This window comes from Haliea sp. (assembly GCF_040222615.1).
In the GTDB taxonomy this organism is placed as follows: domain Bacteria; phylum Pseudomonadota; class Gammaproteobacteria; order Pseudomonadales; family Halieaceae; genus Haliea.
Window position 1 is genome coordinate 1 of sequence record NZ_JAVKCQ010000014.1, and the last position, 24825, is coordinate 24825.

Here is a 24825-nt window from a genome sequence, read left to right on the forward strand (position 1 = left end):
AACCCTGCCCTAAAGGCTTCAGTGTTCGAAGTGGATCGCCACCCCGGCCGTTTCCCGCTCCATCTAGTCTCAACTGCCCATCCAACCCTGCCCTAAAGGCTTCAGTGTTCGAAGTGGATCGCCACCCCGGCCGTTTCCCGCTCCATCTAGTCTCAACTGCCAATCCAACCCTGTCCTGAAGGCTTCAGTGTTCGAAGTGGATCGCCACCCCGGCCGTTTCCCACTCCATCTAGTCTCGACCGCCCCATCTTGTCTCAACCGCTCCACCTATCCTGGCACCACCACTGCCCCCATCGCCTCCACCAGCGGCACTTGTTCCCTGTTTAGAACGCGCACCCTGCTACCCGCCAGCTCCCGCCGCAGGGGGTACTCCCTGCGCAACAGGTCGAAGGCCACCCGGGCCTCGGTTTCGGGGGCGCCCAGTACCGCCTCGCGCAGGCGCCGGTCGTCCGCCGCCAGGTCGTAGCGCAGCCTGCACAGCTGTCGCAACAAGTCCACACCGGTGAGTGCGGGGGGCAACTCCAGCACAGGGGCCTCACCGGCGTGGGCCGGCCCCGCCGCCGCCAATCCCAGGTACCCCTGCAGCGCCTGCGCCAGCATGCGGGTTGCCGCCAGCTTGGCGTCATGACTGTAGCCGGCAATGTGGGGTGTACCATACTGCACGCGTTGCAGCAGTGGCTGCAGTACCGCAGGCTCGAACTCCCAGACGTCCAGCACACAGCGGGGTGGATTGGGCTGCCTCAGGCGCGCCAGCAGGGCGTCGTTGGCCAGCACCGGTCCCCGGCTGGCATTGATCAGCAGCTGCTCGCAACCCAGGGTCGCCAGCGCCTCGGGCCCGAGCAGATGGCGGCTGGGCCAGGGCTGGTCGGTAACAAGGGATGGGTGCAGTGAAATCACCTCGCAGGCCAGGATCTCTTCCAGGCTGGCGGGGTCAGCCAGCGAGACCGGGGCCAGCCACGGGTCCCTGTGCAGGCTGGCGATCCCCAGGGCGCGCAAACGCCGCGCCAGCAGGCTGCCCACATGACCATAGCCGACGACACCCACCCTGCCCCCCGCCAGCAGGCGCTCAAGGCTGTCGTCGACCGCAGCAATCGCAGCGAGTACATACTCCACCACCGAGTTGGCGTTGGCCCCTGGGGCAGCTGCAAACCCGATCCCCCTGCCCTCCAGCCAGGCAATATCGATATGGTCCACACCCGCCGTAGCAGTGCCGACAAAGCGCACCGGGCTGTCCCGGAGCAATGCCTCGTCAACCCGGGTGACCGAGCGTACCAGCAGCACATCCACCTCGGCCAGCTCCGCTGCCGAGAGTGTACGACCCTCGGTGGTGCGAACACTGCCGAATTGGGCAAAATACTCGGCTACCGCGGGAATGTTGCCGTCGGCGAGGATGCGCAGCGCACTCAAGACAAGGCGCCCGGGGTGAATAGTGCAGGGGTCAACGGATTACTGAGACCGAATTCCCGCTGCAGGCCCGCGTAGAACCGCTGCGCGCGCTGCGGCAGACCGTGGCGGGCGCGGCGCTGCGCCTCCCGACACACCGCCGCCTGGAAGTCGCTGTGATCCGCCGCCGCCCCCGCCTCCGCCGCCAGGTTGTCGGTGCTGACCTGAAAGCGAAAGCCGCAGGCGATGGCGAAGCACCACTCGAGGGCCTGGGGCGCTACTTCCACTGCCTCGAAGGCGGCCTGCTCGCCGGGGTTGCGCCCCTCGGGCGCATACCAGTAGCCGAAATCCGGCAACAGGCGCCGCGCCGGGCCGGCGATACACCAGTGCGCCACCTCGTGCAGGGCGCTGGCGAAGAAGTCCTCCCGATACCAGAGGCGGTGCGGCTCGCCGGGGTTCGCCGCAGGCGCGTAAAAGGGTTCTTCGGCACCGCCGCAGAGCAGTGTGTTCTCGGCATCGAGAAAGCAGCGCTGGAACACCCGCTGCGCCCGCAGCGGGCAAAACAGGTCAGTTGCGGGAACGCTCGCCAGCGCAGTCACCGGAGCTCACGCCCCCTTGCGCAGCAGGAACAGAATTTCGCCACCCTCGTCCACCTGCTCCAGCAATTCGTGCCCGAGGAAACTGCAGAATCGGGGAATGTCTCGCAGGGTGGTGGGATCCGTGGCGACCACGCAGACGGTCTCGCCCACGGCGACATCCCGGATACAGCGGTGCAGCAGCATCACCGGTTCGGGGCAGTACAGCCCGGTAACGTCGAGTTCGTGGTTTGCATTGAGTCGCATCAGTCGAGCGCCTCCCCCGCCAGCAGGGCCAGGGCAGCATCGCGGGACACCAGGTCCCAGGTTTCACTGTCGCCGTCGTACAACAGCCGCATGTCACCGCTGTCCAGCTGTCGGCGCAGCTGCACGACCTTCTCCGCCAGGCTCAGCTCGCGATCACCGTAGTCGGTACCGTCACGGCTGGCGAACTCCTCCAGCAGGCCCGCCAGGGTTTCCGGTGCAAGGCGGGCCAGGGGAATGTCCAGCAGATTGGCCAAACCTCACTCCGGCTTGCGGAACCGGAGGGTCATGCGGTCGCTTTCGCCAATGGCCTCGAACCCGGCGCGGCCTTCGTCACCACCGCGCAGGGCCGGTGGCAGCGACCAGACACCGTGGGGATGTTCCGCAGTGTCTTTGGGATTGGCGTTGATGTCGCTGGAGCCATCGAGGGTGAAGCCCGCTTTCTCGGCGGCGGCAATCACGTAGGCCTCTGTGATATAACCGCTCCGGGCCATGGCCTGGGGATCATCACCTGCCTTGGCGCGGTGCTGCACGATCCCGAGCACAGCGCCGGGCTTGAGGGCGGTAAAGGCCGCCGCCAGGGTGCCGTCCAGGCTGCCCATGTTGATCCAGCTGTGTACATTGCGGAAGGCCACGACCAGATCGGCCGAATCGGCGGGTGCGACAGTGGTTTCCGCCGGGGGTGCCAGCGACGTCACAACCACGGGGCCATACAGCTCATGGTTGCCCGCGAGCTTCTGCAAAAAGCCGCCCAGGGCGTTGCGGAAATAGGAGCTGCCCATCGCGTTGGGGCTGAAGTGGGCGGCGTAGAGCTTGCCGTTGCCCGCCAGCAGCGGCGCCAGTATCTCTGTGTACCAGCCGCCACCCGGGGACAGCTCGACTACGGTCATGCCTTCCTCAATGCCGAAAAACTCCAGGGTCGCGCGCGGGTGCCGCCAGTCATCGCGAGCCTTGTTTTCCGCAGACCGCTGGGGCCCATTAAGGGCGGTGTCCCAGTCGAGCGCGGCGTGAGCGGGTACAATTGCCAGCGCCAGTAACAGTGCCAGAGCATATTTCATAGTGCTTTCCTTCTGCCTCGTGGGGTTGCGGGGTAATATACGGGCTGTGGCAGCGAATGTGGAGTCCGATCGTGCAAACTTCTTTTATCGTAACTTTTATCGGCGACGACCGCCCCGGGCTTGTCGAACAATTGTCCAGCGTTATTGAGCGCTGCGGCGGCAACTGGCACGAGAGCCGCCTGTCCCAGCTTGGCGGCAAGTTCGCCGGCCTGGTACTGGTCTCGCTGCCGGAGGATGCCGCCGAGGAGCTGCAGCAAGCGCTCAAGGGCCTGGCCAGCAGCGGCATCAGCGTCCGGGTCACACCGGCCTCCGCGGTAGCCGCCAGCGGCGACGGTCGCCGGGTTACCCTGGCTGTATTGGGGCCGGACCGTCCGGGAATCGTGCGGGAAATCGCCCGCGCGCTGGCGGCGGAACAGGTCAACGTGATCGACATGGAGAGCGAGGTGAGCAGTGCACCAATGAGCGGCGAGCTGCTGTTCCGGGCCGACATCCTGGCGGAAATCCCACGGTCCGCGTCAATGGACGCCCTGGAGGACGCACTGGATGTGATTGCCGAGCAGATGACGCTCGAGATTGATGTCGGCACCGCCTGACGGGCGCCGGCAAGCCCTAATCACGCCGCAACAGGCGTCGCAGCAGCACCCACAGCGCCGCCGTCACGGCGGCGGAGAGTATCAGCACGGCCACTGCAGCCAGGGTCTGCAGAAACAGCGCCCACAGCCTCTCCACCGGTACTTCAAAGGTATCCACCGCGCCCCACACCAGCGCCCCCATGGCGAGCACGCCGAGGACAATGGTGCGCACATGGCGCCGCCGCCTTTTCGTCACAGGCCGGCTCAATGCCCGGGCGCGGAGGCGGGAAGGACGGGCGTATCGCAGACCACATCCATATTCTGGCCGCGATGGCGCAGCACGTGGTCCAGCAGCACGATGGCCAGCATGGCCTCGGCGATCGGGGTGGCGCGAATGCCCACACAGGGATCGTGGCGGCCGTGGGTGGACATCTCCATGGCCGCACCCGCCGTGTCGATGGTGGCGCCGGGCTGGCGGATGCTGGAGGTGGGCTTGAGCGCCAGGCTGACGGTGATGTCCTGGCCGCTGGAAATACCGCCCAGGACACCGCCTGCGTTGTTGCCGATGAAACCCGCGGGCGTCAACAGGTCCCGGTGTTCGCTGCCCTGCTGCTCAACCACCGCGAAACCGGCCCCGAGCTCCACCCCCTTGACCGCATTGATGCCCATCATGGCATGGGCGATATCGGCATCGAGGCGGTCAAACACCGGCTCTCCCAGGCCCGGCATGACACCGCTGGCGACAACGTTAATACGCGCGCCAACGGAGTCGCCACGCTTGTTCAGCGCAGCCATGTACTCTTCCATCGCCGGCACCAGCGCCGGGTCTGGACAGAAAAACGGGTTCTGCTCCACCGCATCCCAATCAACCGTCTGCGCCCGAATGGGCCCCAGCTGCGCCAGGTAGCCGCGCACCAGGATGCCGTAGCGCTGTTGCAGGAATTTCTTGGCAATGGCGCCGGCGGCAACCCGCATCGCCGTTTCCCGGGCCGAAGAGCGGCCACCGCCGCGGTAGTCCCGGAAGCCGTACTTTTGCTGGTAGGTGTAGTCCGCATGAGCCGGGCGGAAGGTATTGGCGATATTCGAGTAATCCTTCGAACGCTGGTCGGTGTTCATGATCAGCAGGCCAATGGCGGTGCCCGTGGTCCTGCCCTCGAAGACGCCGGACAGGATCTGTACCTCATCGGCCTCGCGACGCTGGGTGGTGTAACGGGACGTCCCGGGCTTGCGCCGGTCCAGGTCGCGCTGCAGGTCCGCTACCGACAACTCCAGACCCGGGGGGCAGCCGTCGACGATGCAGCCCAGAGCCGGGCCGTGGCTTTCACCGAAGCTGGTGACCGTGAACAGCTTGCCGATGGTATTGCCTGACATGGTGCTGGGGCCTCTGCCAAAAACGCCGCATTATACGCTATCCACGCAGGCTTGACCGGTTTTCCCGCAGTTCCCTTGCGCTCAGGGCAAACACGCCGTGGCCGCCGTGTTCGAACTCCAGCCAGGTGAAGGGCACGTTCGGGTAGGCCGACTCCAGCGCGTCCTGGCTGTTGCCCACTTCCACCACCAGCAGCCCCCAGGGCTGCAGGTAGTCCTCCGCTTCCGCCAGCAGGCGCCGGGTGAGATCGAGCCCGTCGACACCGGAACCCAGCGCCAGGGCCGGCTCGTGGCGATATTCCGCCGGCATCGCCGCGAGATCGTCCGCGTCGACATAGGGCGGATTGCTGACAATGATGTCGTAGCGCTCCCCGGCCGCTGCCTCGAACAGGTCGGACTGCAGAGCCCGCACCCGGGTGTCCAGCCCGAGATCGGCAATGTTCTCCGCAGCGAGTGACAGCGCCTCGGGATCGAGATCCAGCAGATCTACCCGGGTGTCCGGCAGATGCCAGGCACAGGCGAGCCCGATACAGCCGCCGCCGCAGCACAGGTCCAGAATCCGCTCCGGGCCCGGACCCGCGTACCAGGGCTGGAAGCCCACCTGGACCAGCTCGGCAAGGGGCGAACGGGGGATAATGGCCCGTTCGTCGCAGCGCAGTGGCAGGCCGGCAAAAAATGCCTTCCCGGTCAGATAAGGCAGGGGCACCCGCTGCTCTATGCGGCGCCGCAGCAGGCTGGCCATGCGTGCGGCCTGCTCGCGGGTAACCGGATGCGGCAGGGCGCTGTTGTCACTATCGGCGGGCAGTCCCGCCACGGCCAGTACCAGCTGCACTGCCTCGTCCCAGGGGTTGTCGGTACCGTGCCCGTAATACAGGTCCGCCGCCTCCAGCGCAGCGGCGATTTGATCCAGGGCCTCGCCGACAGTCGTGGCGCAGTGAAGCTGTGCATGGGGATTTGTCATGGCAGGTGGCACCAGCGGCAATCGAGCTCGCTTTTTAGCATCCCGGCGGCGACAAAGCGAGACTCTACTGCCCTCGCCCCGCAGTTTGCCTAAACCAGGCCCGGTTGCTACTATCGCCGGCCCAACCCGGGCGGCGGCAATTCAGGAGACTACGCGTGGAGCAGCACTGGGCAAAAATAATCGAAGCGATTGGTGAAGACCTGTCGCGTCCCGGACTGGCGGATACACCGAAACGCGCCGCCAAGGCCTTCGAATTCCTCACCCGCGGCTACCAGCAGTCCGTTGACGAGGTGGTCAACAAAGCCCTGTTCCCCTCCGACTCCAGCGAAATGGTACTGGTGCAGGACGTCGAGCTTTACTCCCTCTGTGAGCATCACCTGTTGCCGTTCATCGGCAAGTGTCATGTGGCCTACATCCCCACCGGCAAGGTACTGGGTCTGTCGAAGGTCGCGAGGATTGTCGACGTCTTTGCCCGCCGCCTGCAGATACAGGAGTCGCTTACCACGCAGATCGCCCAGACCATCATGGATGTGACCGGGGCCGAGGGTGTGGGCGTGATCATCGAAGCCCAGCACATGTGCATGATGATGCGCGGCGTGGAGAAACAGAACTCGCTGATGAAAACGTCTGCCATGCTGGGCAGCTTCCGCACCGAGCAGAAAACCCGCGACGAGTTCCTCTCCCTGCTACAGCTGCGCCGCTAACCGGAGCCGGCGCGTTGTTCCCTGCGAGACACGGCCAGCGGCGGCAGGGCAGCCCCGGTGCAGCCCGCTAGGCGCCTTCCGTCAGCTGCAGCAGGTCCACATGCAGGTACTGGCGATCGCTGGTACGGGCGCCGCTGTACAGCACCACACGGAACGTCCCTGCCCCGCTGACAACCGCGTACACGCGGTAGCGCTGCTCGTCTGCGCGGCCGTACAGGATACGCTGATTGAAGACCCGGCTGGCCCATTGGGCACCCGGACCACAGGCGCGTGCATCGCAGGAATAGAGCAACTCTGCTCCCACCAGACCGAGAGCCGATTCCAGGCTCTGCAGCACCTCACGGGCGGAGAAACCATCGATGATTTGCCAGGTCTGCCGGGTGAGTTCGCCATCCAGCCGCTCACTGTTGCGAAAGATCCAGTTGCCCATGGATTTCTGCATGGCGTCGAGGCCGATCTCGTGATCGCGCACCGTCGTCACCTCGCGGGCTATCGATACAGCGTGGGGGTAGCGTTCCAGCTGCTGTAGCAGGGCAGCGGGATGATAGCCCTCTTCCGCCAGCGCGAAGCCACCCACCGCCAGCACAGCGATCAGTATCAACCGGGTTGTACGCCTGATAATTGCCGGGTTAATCAACGATTCCTCCTCATGAGCGAGCTGCCAAAGATTTCAGCCGACCGCAAACTCCACGTCCCGTGCCTGCTCGCTGGACATCATATCACTGAAGATCTCCGACACCGGCCGCTGCTGGTGCAGAATCCCGTACAAACCATTGACCAGCGGCATGCTGACACCGCGATGGTCAGCCTCCGCCTTCAACAGCGCCAGGGTGTTGATACCCTCCGCGACCTGGTCCATACCCGCCAACACAGCTTCCAGAGGCTCTCCCTTGCCGACGGCATAACCAATGCGATAGTTCCGCGACAGCGGCGAGGAGCAGGTCACGAACAGGTCGCCGACACCGGCGAGGCCGAGAAAGGTCAGCGGATTGGCGCCCATCTGCACCGCAAAACGGGACATCTCCGCCAGCGACCGGGTCAGCAGCATGCCTATGGTATTTTCGCCAAAGGCGAGGGCTGCGCCCAGCCCGGCGAGGATGGCGTAGACGTTCTTCAGCGCGCCGCCCAACTCCACGCCGTACATGTCGCGCGAGGCATAGACCAGAAAGCGGTCGCTGTGCAGGAGGTCGTGCAGGGTTGTGTTGATCGCGTCCGAGTCGCTGGCCACCACGGTGCCGGTGACGTGCCCCGCAGCGATCTCACCGGCAAGGTTGGGCCCGCTGAGCACGGCGCAGGGGTTGTGCGGCATTTCCTCCCGCAGGATCTCGCTCATCAGCTGGAAACCGCCCGCTTCGATGCCCTTGGTCAGGCTGACCAGCAGCGTGCCCGGGCCCACCAGCGGCGCCAGCGTGCGTACAATGGCGCGAAACGACGCGCTGGGAACTGCCACGCAGAGGATGTCGATATCCGACACGGCGTCCTCGAGCACGGTGGTGGCACGCAGCTTGTCGTCCAGACGATAGCCCGGGAGGTATTCGGCGTTTTCGTGCCGGGCATTGATCGCAGCCACGGTGCCGGCATTGCGCCCCCAAAGACAGACGCGGTGCCCGTTACAGGCGACCAGGTTGGCAATCACCGTCCCGAAACTGCCCCCGCCGAGCACGGCAACGCGGTGTGAGCGCGGCATAAAAGATCCCCTGTCCCGGTTATTATCAACAGCCGCGACTGGCGCAGCCGTCCGCCAGCTTGGCATTGCGGAAAGGGCCATGGCAAGCGCCACGGCCCCCGGGACTGCTGTCAGCCCTTGCTCAGCTGCAACAGCAGGGCGTTGAGTTTGCTGACGAAGCTGGCGGGATCATCCAGCTGGCCGCCCTCGGCCAGGGTCGCCTGATCCACCACAATGTGGGCGAGGTCGGCAAAACGCTCCTCGTCGGCTTCACTGTCCAGCATTTTCAGCAGGGGGTGGCCGGGATTTATCTCCAGGATAGGCTTGCTCTCGGGCACGGGCTGCCCCGCGGCCTCAAGGATGCGCCGCATCTGCGCGCCCATGTCATAGTCTCCCACCACCAGGCAGGCCGGCGACTCGGTCAGGCGCAGCGAGGGCCGCACTTCAGAGACTTTTTCCTCCAGCACCTTGGCGAGCCGCTCCACCAGGGCCTCGCTGTCCTTCCTCAGCTTTTCCTGCTCGGCCTTGCCCTCCTCCGAGTCATCTTCCAGATCCAGGGCGCCGCGGGCGACGTCCTGCAGCTTTTTGCCGTCGAACTCCTGCAGCTGGTTCATCAGCCAGTCATCGACCCGCTCGCTGAGCAGCAGGACCTCGATACCTTTCTTGCGGAACACTTCCAGATGCGGGCTCTTGCGCGCAGTATTGAAGTTTTCCGCGACCACGTAGTAGATCTTGTCCTGGCCTTCCTGCATGCGGCCGACATAGTCCTCCAGCGACTGGTCCTGCTCCGCCTTGTCGGTATGGGTAGTGGAAAAGCGCAGCAGTTTGGCAATCTTCTCCTTGTTGGCGAAGTCTTCCGCCGGACCCTCCTTCAGTACCTGGCCAAACTCGTTCCAGAAGGTGGCGTACTCATCCCCGGCCTTTTTCGCCAGTTTCGTCAGCATGTCCAGTACGCGCTTGGTAACGGCACCGCGCATGGCATCCACCGCGCCGTCCTGTTGCAGGATTTCGCGGGAGACGTTGAGCGGCAGATCGCTGGAATCCACCACGCCCTTGACGAAGCGCAGGTACAGGGGCAGGAACTGTTCGGCATCGTCCATGATGAACGTGCGCTGCACGTACAGCTTGAGGCCCCGGGCCATGTCGCGGTTCCAGAGGTCGAAAGGCGCGCGTCTGGGGATATACAGCAGGCTGGTGTATTCCTGCTTGCCCTCGACCTTGTTGTGGCTCCAGCTCAGGGGCTCTTCGAAATCGTGTGATACATGCTGGTAAAAGGCCTTGTACTCCTCGTCGCTGACCTCGGAGCGAGGACGGGTCCACAGCGCCGTGGCCTCGTTGACGGCCTTGTACTCCCGCTCGGGTGCCTCGGCCCCGTCCTCGGCGTCTTCCGCAACGGGTTTCTCGGCCTCGAGCATCATCACCGGCACCGAGATATGGTCGGAGTACTTCTTGATCACGCTGCGCACCCGCCAATCGTCGGCAAATTCGCTGCAATCCTTCTTCAGAAACAGGGTAATGCTGGTCCCCCGGGCCTCCTTGTCCCGCATTTCAATCGAGAACTCGGACTCGCCGTGGGATTCCCAGAGGACGCCGGTATCGCCGGGCTGTCCCGCCTTGCGGGTGTGGACCTCTACCCGTTCGGCAACGATGAATGCGGAGTAGAAACCGACGCCGAACTGGCCGATCAGCTGGGAGTCCTTGCGCTGGTCACCGGTGAGGTTTTGCAGGAAAGCCGCGGTGCCGGACTTGGCGATGGTGCCCAGGTTGTCGACCACCTCCTCGCGCGTCATGCCGATGCCGTTATCGCTGATGGTGATGGTGTTGGCGTCCTTGTCGACGTCGACCTGAATGGCATAGTCGCCCTGGCCCTCGAGCAGCGACTCATCCGCCAGCGCCTCGAAGCGCAGCTTGTCTATCGCATCCGAGGCATTGGAAATCAGCTCCCGCAGGAAAATTTCCTTGTTGCTGTACAGGGAGTGGATCATCAGGTGCAGCAGCTGCCTGGCCTCTGTCTGAAAGCCCAGGGTTTCTTTCTTCACATCTGCAGTCATGGCGTCCTCACGTGTTGTGGCTGGTATTCAGGGTATATCGCACAAGTAGGACAGATGGGGGCGGGACGGTGGCTTTTCAAGTAAAGCTAATGCATATTAGTCTCATAACAATCAGGAGCAAGGTCATGAAATCACCCCGGCACCACGCCAACGTTGTCTTCGGTCTCGCGGTCGCTCTGCTCACGGCCTGCAGCGACGGCAAGGATCGCGCCCCGGAAGCGTCCGAGCCGCCGCCACCGGTCGCACCTACCTTCCTGCCCATCAGCCAGCCTGAGGTCGAGGACCCACCGGATGCCGGCACCCTGTTCCTGCTGTCCACCACCTTCGACCTCGCCGAGGTGGGGTACCAGCAGCGCGAATACTTCCTGTCCGGCGAGGCCTCGGCGTTTCGCAACGTCGGCGAGCTGGGCACGGACGGCGCCTGGGAAGCGGAACCCGCCGAGACCGCAGCCTACCGCACCCGGGTGGTGGTATACCGGCCGGTGGATCCCGCCGATTTCAGCGGCACCGTCCTGGTCGAGTGGCTGAACGTCACCGCCGGCTTCGACACCGGCCCCTCCTACGGCTCCGGTCACGTGGAAATACTGCGTCGGGGCCATGTCTGGGTGGGAGTCTCGGCCCAGCGTGTTGGCATCGAGGGCAGCGAAACCCCGGTGGTGCCGCTGCACCTGAAGGCGGTCAATGCCGAGCGCTACGCAGCACTGGAACATCCGGGAGACAGCTTTTCCTACGACATGTTCTCCCAGGCTGCCCAGGCCCTGCGTGAGCCCGGCACTGTTGACCTGCTTGAGGGCCTGGATGTCGAGCGCATCATCGCCCTGGGTGAGTCCCAGTCCGCCGGCCGGCTGGTCACCTACATCAACGCCGTGCACCCCTTGTACAACACCTTCGATGGCTACATGGTACACAGCCGCGGCGACGGCGCGCCGGCTCTGGCCCAGGCTCCGCTGGAACCCATCGCCACCCCGGACAGCGTTCGCATCCGGGAAGACCTGAACGTGCCCGTGTTCAACTTCCAGACCGAAACCGACGTGCTGCTGCTCGGTGCCATCAATGACCGGCAACCGGATACGGACCGCTTCCGCCTGTGGGAAGTCGCGGGCACCGCCCACGGCGACTACTACTCCTTCATCATCGGCCGCGAGGACACCGGGGAGAATCCGCGCTTCCTGCTGGTTGAAGAAGCCAACGGCATTCCCGGGTTCCTGAACTGTGCCCGCCCGGTCAATGCCGGCCCCATGGCCTGGGTCTTCGGTGCCGCCCTGCGAGCCCTGGACACCTGGGTGCGCGACGGCATCGCACCGCCCACCGGAGACCTGTTGACAGTGGATGACGCCGGCGGCGCGTTCCTCAAGGATGACCTCGGGAACGTCCTCGGTGGCATCCGGACGCCCTGGGTCGATGCACCGGTGGCGATACTGTCCGGTGAGGGCCAGGAGGGAGACCGCCTGTGCTTCCTCTTTGGTACCACCGTCCTCTTCGACGCCGCGCAAATGGCCTCGCTCTACGTCGACCAGGCCGGCTACGAAGCCGCCGTCGCTGCCGCCCTGGACGAAGCAGTCGCCAGCGGCTTCCTGCTGGAAGATGACGCCGCCCGCATCCGCGCCGTTGCCCCCCTGCAGTGGCAATCCCAGGTACCGGGCGAGTAGCCCAGCAGAACGAACCGGGAGCTGGCCGCAAAGGAGAGGTCGTGGGCTTGGTTCCAGCCATTCGAGACCGTATGCGACATGGATGCGCGGGGCCGCCCAGGCATCCGAGCCTCCATGGACGGGTTCACGGCGTGTCTCGAATGGCTGGAACCGAGGCCGCGACCGGATTGCGATGTGCCCTTGTCGCTAAGCAGCGTGTGGGTTTGAACAGATTTCCAGCGGACAGAAAAAAGCCCGCACAAGGCGGGCTTCATTCGAGCAGTAGCAGGCTTACTTCCAGCCTGTCACCTCGGCGAGGCCATTGCCGATTTCGGCAAGGCTGCGCACGGTTTTCACCCCGGCATCTTCCAGCGCGGCGAACTTCTCGTCCGCCGTGCCCTTGCCACCGGAGATAATAGCGCCGGCGTGACCCATGCGCTTGCCCTTGGGCGCAGTGACACCGGCGATATAGGATACCACCGGCTTGCTGACGTTGGCCTTGATCCAGGCCGCGGCCTCTTCCTCGGCAGTGCCGCCGATCTCGCCGATCATGACGATGGCTTCCGTGGCCGGATCCTTCTCGAACATCGCCAGGATGTCGATGAAGTTGGAACCCGGAATCGGGTCGCCGCCGATACCGACACAGGTGGACTGGCCGAAACCGGCGTCCGTGGTCTGCTTCACCGCTTCGTAGGTCAGGGTGCCCGAGCGGGAGACGATGCCGACCTTGCCGGGCAGGTGAATGTGACCGGGCATGATGCCGATCTTGCACTCGCCGGGGGTAATGACGCCGGGGCAGTTGGGGCCGATCAGGCGCACGCCGAGTTCATCGCACTTGACCTTGGCATCCAGCATGTCCAGCGTGGGGATCCCCTCGGTGATGCACACGATCAGCTTCACCCCGCTGTTGGCGGCCTCCAGGATGGAGTCCTTGCAGAACGGCGCGGGTACATAGATCACCGAAGCGTCGGCGCCGGTCTGCTCCACCGCATCCGCCACGGTGTTGAACACGGGCAGGCCCAGATGCTGCTGGCCGCCCTTGCCGGGGGTTACGCCGCCGACCATCCTGGTACCGTAGGCGATGGCCTGTTCGGAGTGGAAAGTGCCCTGGGAGCCGGTGAAGCCCTGGCAGATTACCTTGGTGTTCTTGTCAATCAGGATACTCATTTCAGGCGACTCCTCCGGCTGCTTTGACGACCTGCTGGGCAGCATCTGTGAGGCTGGTGGCAGCAATAATATTCAGTCCACTGTCTGCCAGGACCTTGCGCCCCAGCTCCGCGTTGTTGCCTTCCAGGCGAACAACCACCGGCACTTCCACGCCGATTTCCTGCACCGCACCGATCACGCCATCGGCAATCAGGTCACAGCGCACGATGCCGCCAAAAATGTTGATCAGCACGGCTTTCACGTTGGCGTCCGACAGGATGATCTTGAACGCCTCGGAAACACGTTCCTTGGTGGCACCGCCGCCCACGTCCAGGAAGTTGGCGGGCGCGCCGCCATGCAGCTTGACGATGTCCATGGTGCCCATCGCCAGACCGGCGCCGTTGACCATGCAGCCGATGTTGCCATCGAGGGCCACATAGTTCAGTTCCCATTTCGCGGCAAGCGCCTCGCGGGCGTCTTCCTGGGAGGGGTCATGCATTTCGCGCAGCTTCGGCTGGCGGTACATCGCATTACCGTCAACGCCGAGCTTGGCATCCAGGCAGTGCAGGTTGCCCTGCTCGGTGATCACCAGCGGGTTGACTTCAATCAGCGCCAGGTCCTTGTCCTTGAACAACTGCGCCAGACCCATGAAGATCTTCACGAACTGCTTGATCTGCTCGCCTTCCAGGCCGAGTTTGAATGCCAGGTCGCGGCCCTGGTAAGGCTGGGCACCTACCAGCGGGTCGATGACCGCGCGCAGGATCTTCTCCGGGGTCTCCTCGGCAACCTTCTCGATCTCCACACCGCCTTCAGTCGACGCCATGAATACGATACGACGGGTCGCCCGGTCCACCACCGCACCCAGATACAGCTCCTCGGCGATATCGGTGCAGGTCTCTACCAGGATCTTGCTGACCGGCTGGCCATTCTCATCGGTCTGGTAGGTGACCAGGTTCTGGCCCAGCCACTTGGCGGCGAAATCGCGCACCTCAGCCGTGGTCTTGACCAACTTGACACCACCGGCCTTGCCGCGGCCACCCGCGTGAACCTGGGCCTTGACGACCCACATATCACCGCCGATGGTTTCCGCCGCCTTGACCGCCTCTTCCGGCGAATCGACAGCGTAGCCTTTGGATACGGGCAAGCCGTATTCGGCAAACAGTTGTTTGCCCTGATATTCATGAAGGTTCATGCTCTGTCCTGTGTGTTGCGTTATGTACTGGAGTGGGCTCTATCACCCACACCCCCCAGTGCCTCGTCTGCGCAGAATTGGTTTTATGCGCGCGCGACCGGGCAAAGTCTATTTTCGAGGCTTGCGATTGGCAATGTGAATGGCGTGGCCATGCACTGCCAGCGCAGCTTCGTGAACGGCTTCCGACAGTGTCGGATGGCCAAATACGGTAAGCGCCAGATCCTCGGAGCTGGCCCCGAACTCCATCGCGATAACCACCTGTTGCACCAGGTCCGCTGCCGATGGCCCCACAATGTGGCAGCCCAGGATACGGTCGGTCTCGGCATCGGCGATGATCTTCACCAGGCCGTCGGTATCGTTCGCCGCCAGGGCGCGCCCGCTGGCCGCGAAGGGAAACACGCCGACCTTGTAGGCGACACCGTCGGACTTGAGTTCCTGTTCGGTGCGGCCCACCGCCGCCACCTCCGGGTGAGTGTAGATCACCGAGGGAATGCAATCGTAGTTGAGCTGGGCCTTCTTGCCGGCGATACGCTCGGCCACCATGACGCCCTCCTCCGAACCCTTGTGGGCCAGCATCGGGCCGCGCACCACGTCGCCCACGGCGTAGACATGGGGGGCCTCGGTAGCACAATAATCGTTGACGTAAATAAAGCCGCGCTCATCGAGCGTGACCCCGCAGTCGGTAGCCAGCAGGTCTTCCGTGCGCGGCCGCCGGCCAACCGAGACGATGAGCCGGTCAAACACTTCTGTATGTTCGCCGTCACCGTTGGTGAAGGTCACCTTGACCTTGCCATCCTTCACTTCCGCTCCGGTCACCCGGGTGCTCAGGCGGATATCCAGGCCCTGCTTGCGGAATATCTTTCCGGCTTCCTTGGCTACCTGCGCGTCCATCATCGGCAGCAGTTCGTCGAGGGCCTCCAGCATCACCACCTCAGAGCCCAGACGGGCCCAAACGCTGCCCAGCTCCAGGCCGATCACGCCAGCGCCGATGACCCCCAGGCGCTTGGGTACCTCGGAGAACTCCAGCGCGCCGGTGGAATCGACAATGAACTCGTTGTCCACCGGCGCCGGCGGAATGGCAATGGGAACGGAACCCGCGGCGATAATGATATTGCCCGCTTCCACCACCGAAACCTTGCCATCCTTGTCCGTCACCTCCACCTTACAGCCCGCCAGCACCTTGCCGCGCCCCTGGATGCTGGTCACCCCATTGTGCTTGAACAAACCGGTGATACCGCCCGTGAGCTGATCGACGATCTTGGTCTTGCGGCCCATCATGGCGGCGATATCCATGGTCGGCGTGTTGACGCCGATGCCGTGCAGGGCGAAGTGGTCGCGGGCCTCGGTGAGCTTCTGGCTGCTGTCCAGCAGCGCCTTGGAGGGGATGCAGCCCACGTTCAGACAGGTACCACCGAGCCGGGTCTTGCCGTCGCCGTCTACCCACTGCTCCACGCAGGCGGTTGACAGGCCCAGCTGCGCTGCCTTGATGGCTGCGACATAACCCCCGGGGCCGGCGCCGATTACTACCACATCGTATTTGTCAGACATTGCTTATCCCGATTCCGTTGTGAGCTTACAGTTGCAGCAGGATGCGCGCCGGATCTTCTATCAGATCCTTGACTGCCACCAGGAATTGCACCGCGGTCTTGCCGTCGATCAGGCGATGATCATAGGACCGCGCCAGATACATCATCGGCAGGACCACCACTTGCCCATTCACCGCCATGGGCCGCTCCTGGATCTTGTGCATCCCCAGGATGCCGGTCTGCGGCGGGTTGAGGATGGGAGTCGACAGCAGCGAGCCAAACACGCCGCCGTTGGTCACGGTGAAGGTACCGCCGGTCATGTCATCGATGGTCAGCTTGTTGTCACGCGCCCGCAGACCCAGGTCGCGGATCGCCGCTTCGACATCCGCCAGACTCATGAAGTCCGCGTCGCGCAACACCGGCACGACCAGGCCACCGGGTGTGGACACTGCCACGCCGATGTCCTGATAGCCGTGATAGACCACGTCGTTGCCGTCGATGGAAGCGTTGACTTCCGGGAAGCGCTTGAGCGCTTCACAGCAGGCCTTGACGAAAAAGCCCATGAAACCCAGACGAGTGCCGTTGTGGGTCTTCTCGAACTGGTCCTTGTATTTTTCCCGCAGCGCCATCACCGGTGCCATGTTGACCTCGTTGAAGGTCGTCAGCATCGCGGTGCCGCGGGTTGCCTCCAGCAGGCGTTCGGCGATACGGGCGCGCATCCGGGTCATGGGCACGCGCTTCTCCACCCGCTCCGCGGTGGGGCCGGCAGGCACCTGGGGCATGGCCTGCGCGGTTGCCTGTGAGGCAGCCGGGGCGGCGCCCGGCGCCTTTTCGACAGGCGCCTTGGCGGGAGCTTTCTGCATGTGCGCGAGCACGTCTTCCTTGGTCACGCGACCGCCCTTGCCGGTACCCGCTATGGCCGCCGGGTCAAGCTTGTGTTCCTCTACCAGCTGGCGCGCGGCGGGGCCCATCAGTCCCTGCGCTGCGCCGGCGGCCGGGCTGTCCTGCTCCGCGGCAGCCGCCGCTGCCGGCGCCTCCGCCGCAGGGCTGGCAGCGGCTGCACCTGGCTCCAGTGACGCCAGCAGCTGCTCGCTCTGGATTGTCTCACCCACCGCTGCGTGGATCTTGCTGATAACGCCGTCTTCCGGCGCCACCACTTCCATCACCACCTTGTCAGTCTCGATCTCGACGATCAGCTCGTCGCGGGCGACCGCCTCTCCTTCCTGCTTGTGCCAGGCTGCAATTTCCCCGTCGGCGACCGATTCTGGGAACGTGGGAGCCTTTATTTCAATAGCCATTTCGATTCCTTTGGAATGTGCTAGAGCTGCCCGAGACCGGCGGGTGCCAGGGCATCATTGATAAACTGTTCCTGCTGCGCCAGGTGCAGGGCCATGTAGCCGGCAGCGGGCGCCGCTGAGGGATCGCGGCCGGCGTAGCGAAGATACACATCCTGCTTGTGCGCAAACATCACCCGACGCATATGGTGCTGGCTGGAGTACCAGGCACCCTGATTCTGGGGTTCCTCCTGGCACCAGGCGGCATCGGTAATGTTGGGGTACTGGCCCAGGACCTGCAGCAGTTCCGCTTCCGGGAACGGATACAGCTGCTCGAGCCGAATCAGCGCCGCATCCTCCAGTCCACGCTCCCGCCGGGCGGCGAGCAGGTCATAGTAGACCTTGCCGCTGCAGAGAATGACGCGCTTGACCGCGCTCTTGTCGATCGTTGCGTCGGTCTCGTCCAGCACGTTGTAGAAATGGCCGTTGGCGAGATCCTCCAGGGAGGACACAGCTTCCTTGTGCCGCAGCAGGCTCTTCGGCGACATCACCACCAGCGGCTTGCGCAGCGGCCGTATGGCCTGGCGCCGCAGCATGTGGAAAATCTGTGCCGGAGTGGTGGGCACACACACCTGAATATTGTGTTCCGCGCACAACTGCAGGAACCGTTCAAGGCGGGCGGAGGAGTGCTCGGGCCCCTGGCCTTCGTACCCGTGTGGCAACAGCATGGTCAGGCCACACAGGCGCGACCACTTGTGTTCGCCACTGGTAATGAACTGGTCGATTACCACCTGGGCGCCGTTGGCGAAGTCCCCGAACTGGGCTTCCCAGATCACCAGGCCCGTGGGCGACGTGGTGGAATAGCCGTACTCGAAAGCCAGCACCGCCTCCTCCGACAGCAGGGAGTCGTAGATGACAAAGGGCGCCTGGTCGTCGCTGATATGCTGCAGTGGGATGTAGCGACTCGCGTCTTTCTGGTTGTGCAGCACCGCGTGACGATGGGAAAAGGTGCCACGGCCAACGTCCTGGCCGGTCAGGCGAACCGGATAACCGGCTTGCAGCAGACTGGCATAGGCGAGGGTTTCGGCCGCACCCCAGTTCAGCGACAAGGCGCCGGCTGCCATTTTCCGCCGGTCTTCCAGGATCTTGGCTACCTGGCGCTGCAGCGGAAAGTTTTCCGGCGCCAGGTTGGTGTCGTGAGCCAGGGTCTGCAGGGCGTGCAGGTCCATGCGGGTATCGCAGGGCAAGGTCCACTCGTGACCCAGGTAGGGAGTCCAGTCCACGAACAGGCTGGAGTTGGGCTCGGACACCAGGCCGCTGACCAGTGGCTCGCCGCGGTCGAGAGACTCCCGATAGGCATTGACCAGGTGCTCGTCGTCCTCGGGGGTAATGACACCCTGCTCGATCAGCCTGCTTGCGTAGAGGTCCCGGGTCGTCTTCTGCTTGCGTATGCGCTCATACATCAACGGCTGCGTCACCGCAGGCTCGTCCGCCTCGTTGTGACCGCGGCGGCGATAGCAGATGAGGTCGATGACCACATCGCGGTTGAAGGTACTGCGGAAGTCCACTGCCAGATGGGTCACGAAGTGAACCGCCTCCGGGTCATCCGCGTTGACGTGGAAAATGGGCGCCTGCACCATCTTCGCGACATCGGTGCAGTACTCGGTGGAGCGCGCGTCCACGCGCTCACTGGTGGTGAAGCCAACCTGGTTGTTCAATACGATGTGCAGGGTGCCGCCTGTCTTGTAACCGCGGGTCTGCGACATCTGGAAGGTTTCCATCACCACGCCCTGGCCGGCAAAAGCCGCATCGCCGTGGATCACCACCGGCACCACCGTGTCGCCTTTCGGGTCCTGACGCCGATCCTGGCGGGCGCGCACGGAGCCCTCCACCACCGGTGACACGATCTCCAGGTGTGACGGGTTGAACGCCAGGGCCAGGTGTACTTCACCGCCCGGGGTCATCACGTTGGAGGAAAAGCCCTGGTGGTACTTGACGTCACCGGATTTGTCGTAGACCGCCCGGCCCTCGAACTCCGCAAACAGGTCCGAGGGGTTCTTGCCGAAAATGTTGACCAGCACGTTGAGGCGGCCGCGGTGGGCCATCCCGATCACGATTTCCTTGGCCCCATAGGAGCCACTGCGCTGGACCATTTCGGCCAGCATCGGGATCAATGACTCTCCGCCCTCCAGACCAAAACGCTTGGTGCCCGGATATTTCGACCCCAGGGACTTCTCCAGCCCCTCGGCCTTGATCAGGCGCCGCAGCAGCTGCTTGCGGATATCCGTGGAATAACTGGGCGCGGAGCGCACGGATTCCATGCGCTGCATGATCCAGTGCCGCTGCTCGGTATCGACGATGTGCATGAACTCGGCGCCGATGGTGTGGCAGTAAGTGCGCTCCAGGGCCTCGACGATCTCGCCGAGGGCCGCGTCGGTCTTGCCGATGTACATGCTGCCAGTCTGGAAGACGGTCTCCAGGTCGGCCACGGACAGCTGGTGAAATGCCAGATCCAGGTCCGGCACCGGGTCGCGCAAGTGCAGGCTCAGCGGGTCAAGGCTGGCCTTCTGGTGGCCGCGCTGGCGGTAGGCCGAGACCAGCTGCACCACCTTGACCTGCTTGCGCTCGTAATCCGTGGCCTGGGAGTCGTGAGCCACGGTGGCTTCTGTGCGAACCCGCATCTTGCTGATCTGGGCGAAGCGATCCCGGATCGTGGAGTGGGGAATGTCCTGGATCAGCGCCGAAGGGGAATCCACCCGGGGCAGTTTGTCAAAATAATCCCGCCACTGCTCCGGAACCCCGTTTGGATCCAGGAGATAGGATTCGTACAAATCCTCCACGTAGCTGGCGTTGCCACCGGCAATATGTGAGCTCCTGCGCAGGAGCTCCATTGGACTGTCTTGCATCATGCCCTTCCGGGGTTGGTTTCAGGCCGGCGGTGACCCGGCTGGTTACACCGTATGCTTGCTCAGGTCGCCCGGGTCAGCAACATCGTGCGAATGTGGCCGATCGCGCGGGTCGGGTTCAGCCCCTTGGGGCACACATTGACACAATTCTGGATACCATGACAACGAAACACACTGAAAGGGTCATCGAGGCGCGACAGGCGGTCGTCGGTCGCGGTGTCGCGGCTGTCGGCCAGGAAGCGGTAGGCCTGCAGCAGACCCGCCGGACCGATAAAGCGATCCGGGTTCCACCAGAACGAGGGGCAGCTGGTGGAGCAGCAGGCGCAGAGAATGCACTCGTACAGGCCATCCAGCTTGGCTCGGTCCTCGGGCGATTGCAGGCGCTCGATTGCCGGTGCCGGTGTGTTGTTCTGCAGGTAGGGCTGGATTTTCTCGTACTGGGCGTAGAACAGGCTCATATCCACGACCAGGTCACGAATCACCGGCAGGCCAGGCAGCGGACGAATCACCAGCTTGTTGTTCTTCACCGTCTCGGACAGCGGCGTAATGCAGGCCAGGCCGTTCTTGCCGTTGATGTTGAGACCATCGGAGCCACACACCCCCTCACGACAGGAGCGGCGGTAGGTTACCGAGCTGTCCTGCGCCTTGATCTGCTCCAGCACGTCCAGCACCATCAAGTCCTTGCCTTCGGTGTCAAACTGGAAATCCTGCATCCAGGGCTGCTGGTCTGTTTCCGGGTTGTAGCGATAAATACTTACTTGCAACATGGTTGTGACCTCTGGGTAGCTACGCAGCGATTAATACGTACGGGCCTTGGGCTCGAAGGTAGGCACGGTCCGCGGCTTGAAGTTGACGCCGCGCTTGCCGACCCGTTTCTCGCCCGGGTAGTACATGGAATGACACAGCCAGTTTTCATCGTCCCGCTCCTGGAAATCATCCCGGGCGTGGGCACCACGGCTCTCGTTGCGGGCCTCGGCAGTGATCGCCGTGGCTTCGGCCACTTCCAGCAGATTGTGCAACTCCAGCGCCTCAATCCGGGCGGTGTTGAAGGTATTGCTCTTGTCCGGCAGGGCAGCGCCCTCAATACGGCCGCGCAGCTCCGCCAATTTGCGAATGCCTTCCTGCATGAACTCACCCTTGCGGAACACACCGAAGTAGTTCTGCATGACGGACTGCAGCTCTTTGCGCAGATCGGGAATCTTGTCGCTGCCAGTCGCCTCATTGAGTTTGTTGAGCCGGGACATGCCCTGCTCTATATCCGAAGCGCTGGCGTCGCGCATGTCGATGCCCTCGCGCAGCGCGTTCTCGATAAACAGGCCGGAGGCGCGACCAAACACCACCAGGTCCAGCAGCGAGTTGCCGCCGAGGCGATTGGCGCCGTGCACGGAAACACAGGCAACCTCGCCACAGGCGTACAGGCCGGGGATGACCTGGTCGTTACCCTGTGCATCCACGGTCAGGGCCTGGCCATGAATATTGGTGGGAATGCCGCCCATCATGTAGTGGCAGGTCGGCACGACGGGGATGGGCTCCTTGACCGGATCAACGTGGGCAAAGGTGCGCGACAGTTCGCAGATACCCGGCAGGCGCGACTCCAGCACCTCCTCACCCAGGTGATCAAGCTTGAGCAGCACGTGGTCACCCTCGGGGCCGCAGCCGCGGCCCTCGATGATTTCCAGGATCATTGACCGCGCAACCACGTCGCGCCCGGCCAGATCCTTGGCATTGGGCGCGTAGCGCTCCATGAAGCGCTCGCCGTCCTTGTTGATCAGATAGCCACCCTCGCCGCGGCAGCCTTCGGTCACCAGCGTGCCGGCACCGTAGATCCCGGTGGGGTGGAACTGCCACATCTCGATGTCCTGTACCGGGAACCCGGCCCGCAGGGCCATGCCGATACCGTCGCCGGTGTTGATGTGGGCATTGGTGGTGGAGGCGTAGATACGCCCTGCCCCACCCGTGGCAAAAACAGTCGCCTTGGCTTTGACGTAGACGGTTTCACCGGTTTCCATGCAGATGGCGATAACGCCCACCACTGCGCCGTCCTGGTTCTTCACCAGATCAGTCGCATACCACTCGTTGAAAAACACCGTCTGGTTCTTCAGGTTGCCCTGGTACAGGGTATGCAGCAGGGCGTGGCCGGTACGGTCTGCGGCAGCACAGGTGCGGGCTGCCTGGGTGGGGTTGTCGGGACCCTTGGACTGGCCGCCAAACGGGCGCTGGTAGATGCGACCCTCTTCAGTACGGGAAAACGGCAGGCCCATGTGCTCCAGCTCGAATACCGCCTCGGGGCCCACGCTGCACATGTACTCGATCGCGTCCTGGTCACCAATGTAGTCGGAGCCCTTGACCGTATCGTACATGTGCCAGCGCCAGTCGTCGTTTGGATCGGCGCTGGCGATGGCGCAGGTGATGCCACCCTGGGCGGAAACCGTGTGGGAGCGGGTCGGGAACACCTTGGAGATTACCGCGGTCTTGTAGCCGGACTGGGCCAACTGCAGCGCGGCACGCATGCCCGCACCGCCACCACCCACGATGACACCGTCAAATGAAATGGTTCGCAATGCTGTCATATCTCAATATCCCCAAAGGATCTGTACGCCCCAGACCACATAAACGAAAAGTACCAGTGCAATCACCAGCTGGGCCGAGATGCGCAGCACATTGCCGGTGGTCCCCATCAGTCGCTCTGTCAGGTAGTCGGTAACCACCGCCCACAACCCGATCCACGCATGGGCCGCCAGGGACAACAGCGCCATGAGGCTGAAGACCTTGACCCAGGTCTGGGCAAACAGGTCCTTCCAGCTGGTGTAGTCGACCCCGGTGAGGACGACCCAGCTGATAAACAGGAAATACGCCAGCAGGATAACGCCGCTGACCCGCTGCACCAGCCAGTCGGAAGTACCGGAGCGACCAAAACTCGTAACTGCAGTTACCATATCAATACCCCCATGAGGAGCGTCAGTACCACAGACAGTACGATCACCAGCCGGGCACCGAGCACACCGCCTTCAAAACTCTCGCCTATGCCAAAATCCATGACCAGGTGCTTGACCCCGGCGAGGGCGTGATAGATCAGGGCCGCCGCTATCACCCACAGGATCAGCTTGGCCAACGGGCTGGCCAGCGCCGACTGCAGGGAAGCGAAACTTTCCGGGCTGCGCAGGCTCATATCCAGAGCCCAGACCAGGAAGGCCATGGCGACAAAAAGGAATACACCGGAAGCGCGATGGGTAATCGATGCCCACGCGGTTATGGGGAGCCGCATGCTGCCGATGTCCAGATTCACAGGACGCTTGTCTTTCACAGTTCAGGTACCACCGTTGCAGACGCCACAAGGGGCGATTAAAGGGGCCGGCCACAGGTCGGGCCTGGCACTGTTGCTTCCCGCATCGAGACGTCGGGGAAGCGCGCAGAATTATAGGAGGATGCGGGTTCAATTACAAACCTCCCCTGAGCGGAGGCGAGTACCAAAAAAATGTAGCCAAGATCGCCGATCTCCCAACTTCCCGATTATGGACAATGCACTCAGAAGGCCTCAGGATGGTTGCAATTAGGGCCAGATCAATTGACAAAAGCTGCCGAGACTCTATAGTTGGGCACCCCACGAAACTACATCGCAGGACCCCCTATGAGTGAAAGAAAGGCAACCCTGAAGGTAGACGGTCTGGATGAAGTCATCGAACTTCCCGTCTACTCCGGCACCCTCGGCCAGGATGTTATCGATGTCGGTGGCCTGACCGCCAGGGACATGTTCACCTACGATCCGGGTTTCGTTTCTACAGCTGCCTGCGAGTCACAGATTACCTTCATCGACGGCACCAAAGGTGTGCTGCTGCATCGCGGCTACCCGATTGACCAGCTGGCCGAGCACAGCGACTATCTCGAAACCTGCTACCTGCTGCTCTATGGAGAGCTGCCCAACGAAGCGCAAAAGCAGAATTTTGTCAGCACGGTGAAGCGCCACACCATGGTGCATGAACAGATCCGTACATTCTTCAACGGCTTTCGCCGCGACGCGCATCCCATGGCGGTGATGTGCGGTGTCGTCGGTGCGCTGTCCGCGTTCTACCACGATTCGCTCGACATCTCCGACGAGCACCACCGGGAGGTCGCGGCATTCCGGCTGATTGCAAAAATGCCCACGCTTGCCGCCATGAGCTACAAGTTCTCCATCGGCCAGCCGTTCATGTACCCGGACAACCGCATGAGCTACTCAGAGAACTTCCTGCACATGATGTTTGGCAACCCCTGCGAGCCCAGCAAGATCAGCCCGGTACTGGCCAAGGCCATGGACCGCATCTTCCTGCTGCATGCCGACCACGAGCAAAACGCCTCCACCTCGACAGTACGCCTGGCTGGATCTTCCGGCGCCAACCCCTTCGCCTGTATTGCCGCGGGCATCGCCGCGCTCTGGGGGCCCTCGCACGGCGGAGCCAATGAAGCAGTGCTGGAAATGCTGGAGGAGATCGGCGACGTCTCCCGCATTGACGAGTTCGTGGCCCGGGCCAAGGACAAGGACGACCCGTTCCGCCTGATGGGCTTCGGTCACCG

The 24825-nt window shown here is 63.4% G+C and carries 24 protein-coding genes; 4 read left to right on the forward strand and 20 right to left on the reverse strand.

Translation table 11 applies throughout. From position 1 onward, the window contains the following. Nucleotides 1-267: 267 nt before the first annotated feature. The 5 genes from RJQ10_RS00965 to RJQ10_RS00985 are packed head-to-tail and all read right to left on the reverse strand — an operon-like array spanning nt 268 to nt 3280. Entirely contained in the window at nt 268-1407 is a 1140-nt protein-coding gene (locus RJQ10_RS00965; protein WP_350142701.1) for a 4-phosphoerythronate dehydrogenase, read from the reverse strand. Then, on the reverse strand, nt 1404-1982 hold the full coding sequence (locus tag RJQ10_RS00970) for an elongation factor P hydroxylase (protein WP_350142704.1): 579 nt from the start codon (nt 1980-1982) through the stop codon (nt 1404-1406). Before RJQ10_RS00970 ends, RJQ10_RS00965 begins: the two co-directional genes overlap by 4 nt. A 6-nt stretch (nt 1983-1988) precedes the next feature. Next, nucleotides 1989-2225 (reverse strand): sulfurtransferase TusA, encoded by a 237-nt coding sequence (tusA, locus tag RJQ10_RS00975; RefSeq protein ID WP_350142706.1) that lies wholly within the window; start codon nt 2223-2225, stop codon nt 1989-1991. After that, entirely contained in the window at nt 2225-2479 is a 255-nt protein-coding gene (locus tag RJQ10_RS00980) for a YheU family protein (protein ID WP_350142708.1), read from the reverse strand. The genes tusA and RJQ10_RS00980 overlap by 1 nt, the downstream gene beginning before the upstream one ends. 3 nt (nt 2480-2482) lie before the next feature. Next, nucleotides 2483-3280, reverse strand: a complete 798-nt coding sequence (locus RJQ10_RS00985) for a class I SAM-dependent methyltransferase (protein ID WP_350142710.1) — start codon at nt 3278-3280, stop codon at nt 2483-2485. Between the two features lie 71 nt (nt 3281-3351). Here RJQ10_RS00985 and RJQ10_RS00990 point away from each other — a divergent pair, with 71 nt between their 5' ends. Continuing rightward, nucleotides 3352-3873, forward strand: a complete 522-nt coding sequence (locus RJQ10_RS00990; protein WP_350142712.1) for a glycine cleavage system transcriptional repressor — start codon at nt 3352-3354, stop codon at nt 3871-3873. Nucleotides 3874-3889: 16 nt separating this feature from the next. Here RJQ10_RS00990 and RJQ10_RS00995 read toward each other — a convergent pair whose 3' ends face one another. Genes RJQ10_RS00995 through prmB form a run of 3 tightly spaced genes read right to left on the reverse strand, consistent with a single transcriptional unit; the run spans nt 3890 to nt 6181 of the window. Further along, nucleotides 3890-4108, reverse strand: coding sequence for a hypothetical protein (locus RJQ10_RS00995; RefSeq protein WP_350142713.1), 219 nt, complete (start codon nt 4106-4108; stop codon nt 3890-3892). A gap of 8 nt (nt 4109-4116) precedes the next feature. Beyond that, nucleotides 4117-5223 carry a chorismate synthase gene (aroC, locus tag RJQ10_RS01000; protein WP_350142715.1) on the reverse strand — a complete coding sequence of 369 codons (1107 nt, stop codon included), beginning with the start codon at nt 5221-5223 and terminating at the stop codon, nt 4117-4119. A 37-nt stretch (nt 5224-5260) separates the two neighbouring features. Next, nucleotides 5261-6181, reverse strand: coding sequence for a 50S ribosomal protein L3 N(5)-glutamine methyltransferase (prmB, locus tag RJQ10_RS01005; RefSeq protein WP_350142717.1), 921 nt, complete (start codon nt 6179-6181; stop codon nt 5261-5263). Nucleotides 6182-6285: 104 nt separating this feature from the next. On the opposite strand from prmB, the gene folE reads away from it, so the two are divergent. Continuing rightward, entirely contained in the window at nt 6286-6885 is a 600-nt protein-coding gene (gene folE / locus RJQ10_RS01010; protein ID WP_350142719.1) for a GTP cyclohydrolase I FolE, read from the forward strand. A gap of 67 nt (nt 6886-6952) precedes the next feature. Here folE and RJQ10_RS01015 read toward each other — a convergent pair whose 3' ends face one another. From RJQ10_RS01015 to htpG, 3 genes are all read right to left on the reverse strand, one after another. Next, entirely contained in the window at nt 6953-7486 is a 534-nt protein-coding gene (locus tag RJQ10_RS01015; protein ID WP_350142721.1) for a DUF4892 domain-containing protein, read from the reverse strand. A 69-nt stretch (nt 7487-7555) separates the two neighbouring features. After that, entirely contained in the window at nt 7556-8572 is a 1017-nt protein-coding gene (locus tag RJQ10_RS01020; RefSeq protein WP_350142723.1) for an NAD(P)H-dependent glycerol-3-phosphate dehydrogenase, read from the reverse strand. A 110-nt stretch (nt 8573-8682) separates the two neighbouring features. Continuing rightward, nucleotides 8683-10602: a molecular chaperone HtpG gene (gene htpG / locus RJQ10_RS01025; protein ID WP_350142725.1), complete on the reverse strand. Its 1920-nt coding sequence runs from the start codon at nt 10600-10602 to the stop codon at nt 8683-8685. Nucleotides 10603-10727: 125 nt separating this feature from the next. Here htpG and RJQ10_RS01030 point away from each other — a divergent pair, with 125 nt between their 5' ends. Then, nucleotides 10728-12251: an alpha/beta hydrolase domain-containing protein gene (locus RJQ10_RS01030; RefSeq protein WP_350142727.1), complete on the forward strand. Its 1524-nt coding sequence runs from the start codon at nt 10728-10730 to the stop codon at nt 12249-12251. Nucleotides 12252-12521: 270 nt separating this feature from the next. Here the strand turns inward: RJQ10_RS01030 and sucD are convergent, their stop codons facing one another. The 9 genes from sucD to sdhC all read right to left on the reverse strand — a co-directional run bounded on the left by sucD (nt 12522) and on the right by sdhC (nt 23578). After that, a complete protein-coding gene (gene sucD / locus RJQ10_RS01035) occupies nt 12522-13397 on the reverse strand; it encodes a succinate--CoA ligase subunit alpha (RefSeq protein ID WP_350142729.1) in 876 nt (291 codons plus the stop codon). A 1-nt stretch (nt 13398) separates the two neighbouring features. Next, nucleotides 13399-14568, reverse strand: a complete 1170-nt coding sequence (gene sucC, locus RJQ10_RS01040; RefSeq protein WP_350142731.1) for an ADP-forming succinate--CoA ligase subunit beta — start codon at nt 14566-14568, stop codon at nt 13399-13401. A 108-nt stretch (nt 14569-14676) separates the two neighbouring features. Then, nucleotides 14677-16116: a dihydrolipoyl dehydrogenase gene (lpdA, locus tag RJQ10_RS01045; RefSeq protein WP_350142733.1), complete on the reverse strand. Its 1440-nt coding sequence runs from the start codon at nt 16114-16116 to the stop codon at nt 14677-14679. A gap of 25 nt (nt 16117-16141) precedes the next feature. Further along, the gene (odhB, locus tag RJQ10_RS01050; protein ID WP_350142735.1) at nt 16142-17392 is read right to left on the reverse strand and encodes a 2-oxoglutarate dehydrogenase complex dihydrolipoyllysine-residue succinyltransferase; all 1251 of its coding nucleotides are present in this window, start codon (nt 17390-17392) and stop codon (nt 16142-16144) included. A gap of 20 nt (nt 17393-17412) precedes the next feature. After that, nucleotides 17413-20274 carry a 2-oxoglutarate dehydrogenase E1 component gene (locus RJQ10_RS01055; RefSeq protein WP_350142747.1) on the reverse strand — a complete coding sequence of 954 codons (2862 nt, stop codon included), beginning with the start codon at nt 20272-20274 and terminating at the stop codon, nt 17413-17415. 62 nt (nt 20275-20336) lie between these two features. Then, the gene (locus RJQ10_RS01060) at nt 20337-21041 is read right to left on the reverse strand and encodes a succinate dehydrogenase iron-sulfur subunit (RefSeq protein ID WP_350142737.1); all 705 of its coding nucleotides are present in this window, start codon (nt 21039-21041) and stop codon (nt 20337-20339) included. A 30-nt stretch (nt 21042-21071) separates the two neighbouring features. Further along, the gene (gene sdhA / locus RJQ10_RS01065) at nt 21072-22844 is read right to left on the reverse strand and encodes a succinate dehydrogenase flavoprotein subunit (protein ID WP_350142739.1); all 1773 of its coding nucleotides are present in this window, start codon (nt 22842-22844) and stop codon (nt 21072-21074) included. A 3-nt stretch (nt 22845-22847) separates the two neighbouring features. Then, nucleotides 22848-23210: a succinate dehydrogenase, hydrophobic membrane anchor protein gene (gene sdhD, locus RJQ10_RS01070; protein WP_350142741.1), complete on the reverse strand. Its 363-nt coding sequence runs from the start codon at nt 23208-23210 to the stop codon at nt 22848-22850. Then, nucleotides 23204-23578, reverse strand: coding sequence for a succinate dehydrogenase, cytochrome b556 subunit (gene sdhC / locus RJQ10_RS01075; RefSeq protein WP_350142743.1), 375 nt, complete (start codon nt 23576-23578; stop codon nt 23204-23206). The genes sdhD and sdhC overlap by 7 nt, the downstream gene beginning before the upstream one ends. 324 nt (nt 23579-23902) lie before the next feature. Here sdhC and gltA point away from each other — a divergent pair. Further along, nucleotides 23903-24825 (forward strand): citrate synthase (gltA, locus tag RJQ10_RS01080; protein ID WP_350142745.1); only part of this gene is annotated, 923 nt, incomplete at its 3' end.

Excerpts from the sequence above, each read along its gene's own strand:
- tusA (WP_350142706.1), bottom strand. The coding sequence starts at position 2,225 with ATGCGACTCAATGCAAACCACGAACTCGACGTTACCGGGCTGTACTGC.
- RJQ10_RS00985 (WP_350142710.1), bottom strand. The coding sequence starts at position 3,280 with ATGAAATATGCTCTGGCACTGTTACTGGCGCTGGCAATTGTACCCGCT.
- aroC (WP_350142715.1), bottom strand. The coding sequence starts at position 5,223 with ATGTCAGGCAATACCATCGGCAAGCTGTTCACGGTCACCAGCTTCGGT.
- prmB (WP_350142717.1), bottom strand. The coding sequence starts at position 6,181 with ATGACAAATCCCCATGCACAGCTTCACTGCGCCACGACTGTCGGCGAG.
- RJQ10_RS01020 (WP_350142723.1), bottom strand. The coding sequence starts at position 8,572 with ATGCCGCGCTCACACCGCGTTGCCGTGCTCGGCGGGGGCAGTTTCGGG.
- htpG (WP_350142725.1), bottom strand. The coding sequence starts at position 10,602 with ATGACTGCAGATGTGAAGAAAGAAACCCTGGGCTTTCAGACAGAGGCC.
- RJQ10_RS01030 (WP_350142727.1), top strand. The coding sequence starts at position 10,728 with ATGAAATCACCCCGGCACCACGCCAACGTTGTCTTCGGTCTCGCGGTC.
- sucD (WP_350142729.1), bottom strand. The coding sequence starts at position 13,397 with ATGAGTATCCTGATTGACAAGAACACCAAGGTAATCTGCCAGGGCTTC.
- sucC (WP_350142731.1), bottom strand. The coding sequence starts at position 14,568 with ATGAACCTTCATGAATATCAGGGCAAACAACTGTTTGCCGAATACGGC.
- lpdA (WP_350142733.1), bottom strand. The coding sequence starts at position 16,116 with ATGTCTGACAAATACGATGTGGTAGTAATCGGCGCCGGCCCCGGGGGT.
- odhB (WP_350142735.1), bottom strand. The coding sequence starts at position 17,392 with ATGGCTATTGAAATAAAGGCTCCCACGTTCCCAGAATCGGTCGCCGAC.
- RJQ10_RS01055 (WP_350142747.1), bottom strand. The coding sequence starts at position 20,274 with ATGCAAGACAGTCCAATGGAGCTCCTGCGCAGGAGCTCACATATTGCC.
- RJQ10_RS01060 (WP_350142737.1), bottom strand. The coding sequence starts at position 21,041 with ATGTTGCAAGTAAGTATTTATCGCTACAACCCGGAAACAGACCAGCAG.
- sdhA (WP_350142739.1), bottom strand. The coding sequence starts at position 22,844 with ATGACAGCATTGCGAACCATTTCATTTGACGGTGTCATCGTGGGTGGT.
- sdhD (WP_350142741.1), bottom strand. The coding sequence starts at position 23,210 with ATGGTAACTGCAGTTACGAGTTTTGGTCGCTCCGGTACTTCCGACTGG.